The following is a 2,753-nucleotide window of genomic DNA, read 5'->3' as shown; positions in this document are numbered from 1 at the left end:
CCGGATCTGGGTTTTCAGCTTGGTGATGGCTTTGTCAGCCACTTTCAATCGCTGCCCTTTCCGGCTGAGGGTGAAGCCCAGGAAGCTGCGCTTCCAGGGCCGGTCTACCGCGCTCTTTCGTGTATTCACTGTGAGCCTCAGCGAGTCCTCGATAAAGCGCGTCAGACTCACCATCACCCGCTCGCCTGCGCGGTGACTGCCCACGTAGATCTGGCAGTCATCCGCGTAGCGGGCGAAGCGCAGGTTGCGCCGGTCCAGCTCCCAATCCAGTTCATCCAGCATCACATTCGCCAACACCGGGGACAGTGGCCCGCCTTGTGGTACGCCCTCGGGTGTTGGTGTTTTGCGGCTGTCGATCTGTACACCTGCCTTCAGGTACCGGTTGATCAACCTGAGCATCGGCCTGTCCGGCGTGTGCCGTTTCAGACGTGCCATCAGGCGATCATGGTTTACCCGGTCAAAGAAGGCTTCCAGGTCCAGATCCACCACCCAGTTGCGACCTTCCCGGGCGCAGCGCTGTCCGTATCGGACCGCTTGATGCGCAGAGCGTCCCGGACGGAAGCCGTAGCTGTGTGGGTGGAAGCGCGGTTCCCAGTCCTGCTGGATAACCTGAGCGATTGCTTGCTGGATAAAGCGATCCAGCACCGTTGGAATGCCCAGAGGGCGGGAACCGCCGTTGGCTTTGGGGATGGTAACCCGCCGGACCGGTTTTGGTCGGTAGGTCTGCTGGAGCAGTTGCTGCCGGATCTCGGGCCAGTGTTGGCGCAGATAATCCGGCAACTCATCCACGGTCATGCCGTCGATGCCCGGCGCTCCCTTGTTACGTCGAACCTGTTTCAGGGCGCGATTGAGGTTGTCCCTGCTCAACACACGCGCCATCCACGGTGAGGGTTGAACGGAGTGCGAGCCTTCCCGGTTTCCGGCAACGGGTTCATCCCCTGGAGACTCCAGGGGCAGCGCTAGCTGCTTTGCGGATGCCATCCCGTTTCCCTGCACGGACTCTCGACTCCTGTCTCTGTTCGGGCCTTCGGTTCACGGGCGAACCTACTATGCCCTCTGCTGATTTCTGCCACGCGATCAGAGACGATCGCTCGTCTCTCAGTGGGTCCGTCCACACGTGGCAGACCTCCCGGGGTAAGGCACAGAGCTTTCACGACGTGAACGCCCGATTTATAAAGTACACCCCAGTCGCAGAAGGAGGGCTTCGCGGTCACGTGCCCACTCGCCCCGGGTGTACCACACCTCGTATCGGGTTCCTGTTCGTCGTCCCGCCGCTTTGGATTGGGCTTCCTTCAGACCCCACCTCGCGATGACGCCCTTGCCCTTCTCCTAGCCTTCGGCTCTGCGAACACCTGGCAGGAGGACTTTCACCTCCCTAGTTCTGTGCCATGCCCGGCACACACGCCTTGGCTTTGCGGCGCACCGAAGCGCAAGCGTAGGTGCGTCCGACAACAGCCACTTGTTATGCATTTACAGTCCTTGCCAGTCCATGTAAGCGACAATAGCTCTTTCGTCTTTAGGGTATTTTGATGCAGCTTGGTTCCAATGGCGGATTAGGTCGATATCGTAAGCTGCTTTTGCGACCGCTATGGCGTAGTTTGCGCAGAATTCAGAAAAATCCGGATCACAAAGCCGCAGTAATTCAAGGGCGTCAAAATTTCGATGCAAGTCCAAAAGCACGGCTGCATAATTATTGATAAGTAGAGAGCTGGTATCTCCAGATTCATAAGCTTGCTTGAGCAGCCCTGCCGCTTGCTCCAAACACTCCGTGAATCTGCTCTGGTCACTCCACGCCTGACTGTGCAGTTTTACGGACTCTGCGATTATGTCCATGCTGGTACTCAATTTAGTGCATAACGCCTGCATTTGCGCGCAGGAACGGAGTGTGGCCTTTTGTGCGACAGTGGCGAAGCCACGCACAAAAGGCCACACGTAGTGACTGTGGACTTCCCCCAATAAATTGGACACGCCCCATCAGTTAATCCCCTCGAACTCTATCGGAGTCCGGTAACCAAGGCCACTGTGCAGCCGATGGCTGTTATAGAAGCCTTCAATATAGTCCTTGATGTGCTTTCGTAATTGTCTCAACGTCACGAAGCTGGTGGCGTGCAGCAATTCTCCCTTCAGGGTTTTGAAGAAGGACTCCACCTCGGCATTGTCGGTGCATTGGCCTGGGCGGTTCATGCTGTGCCGTACCCGATGTTGGTTCAGCAGCGCCTGGGTTTTGTGCGCCCGGTATTCGATACCACGGTCGGTATGGAACAGCAGGTTCGATGCCGGTTGTCGGCTCGTGAAGGCGGCTCTCAGCGTTGCCTTGGCAAAGTCCGCGCTCAGGTTTTCGCCCAATCGCCAACTGATGATCCGCCGTGAGAAGATGTCCAGAACGACCGCCAGGAAGACGTATTTCTTGCCCAGTTTGAGTAGAGTAAGAGGCAGGGCGTAGTCGGAGTATTTCCCTGCCTCTGCTCTCCGAACCGGAGGTGCACCTTTCAGCGCATCCGGCTCTCCGTTTAATCGCTGGACAGTGCCATAGCGACCTCAGGAAACCGCGAGGTCCAAGTGTTTCTGGGTCGTGTCCTCAGGAAGGGATTACCCTCCGGAACACCCCAACGGAATCCCTTTTTCCCGTGACCGACGAGTGGGTACAGAATGGCTGCACTGAAGAGTCCCTGATTGGTTCTGGGATACAGGACCCAAGTCTTACTTTGACCTGAAGCCGGGGCTTTGAACCAATGACGCATCAGCGGTTTGAG

The 2,753-nt window shown here is 57.4% G+C and carries 3 protein-coding genes; all 3 read right to left on the bottom strand.

Annotated elements, in window-relative coordinates:
• On the bottom strand, nucleotides 1–981 hold a 981-nt coding region (gene ltrA / locus AC13DD_RS00090; protein ID WP_482930654.1), incomplete at its 3' end, for a group II intron reverse transcriptase/maturase.
• A 489-nt stretch (nucleotides 982–1,470) separates the two neighbouring features.
• Entirely contained in the window at nucleotides 1,471–1,833 is a 363-nt protein-coding gene (locus AC13DD_RS00085) for a hypothetical protein (RefSeq protein ID WP_482930653.1), read from the bottom strand.
• Between the two features lie 141 nt (nucleotides 1,834–1,974).
• Nucleotides 1,975–2,415, bottom strand: a complete 441-nt coding sequence (locus AC13DD_RS00080) for an IS3 family transposase (protein ID WP_482930655.1) — start codon at nucleotides 2,413–2,415, stop codon at nucleotides 1,975–1,977.
• Between the last annotated feature and the right edge of the window lie 338 nt (nucleotides 2,416–2,753).

This window comes from Marinobacter sp. L-13 (genome assembly GCF_056857715.1).
This window is presented reverse-complemented; position numbering and strand designations above follow the sequence as displayed.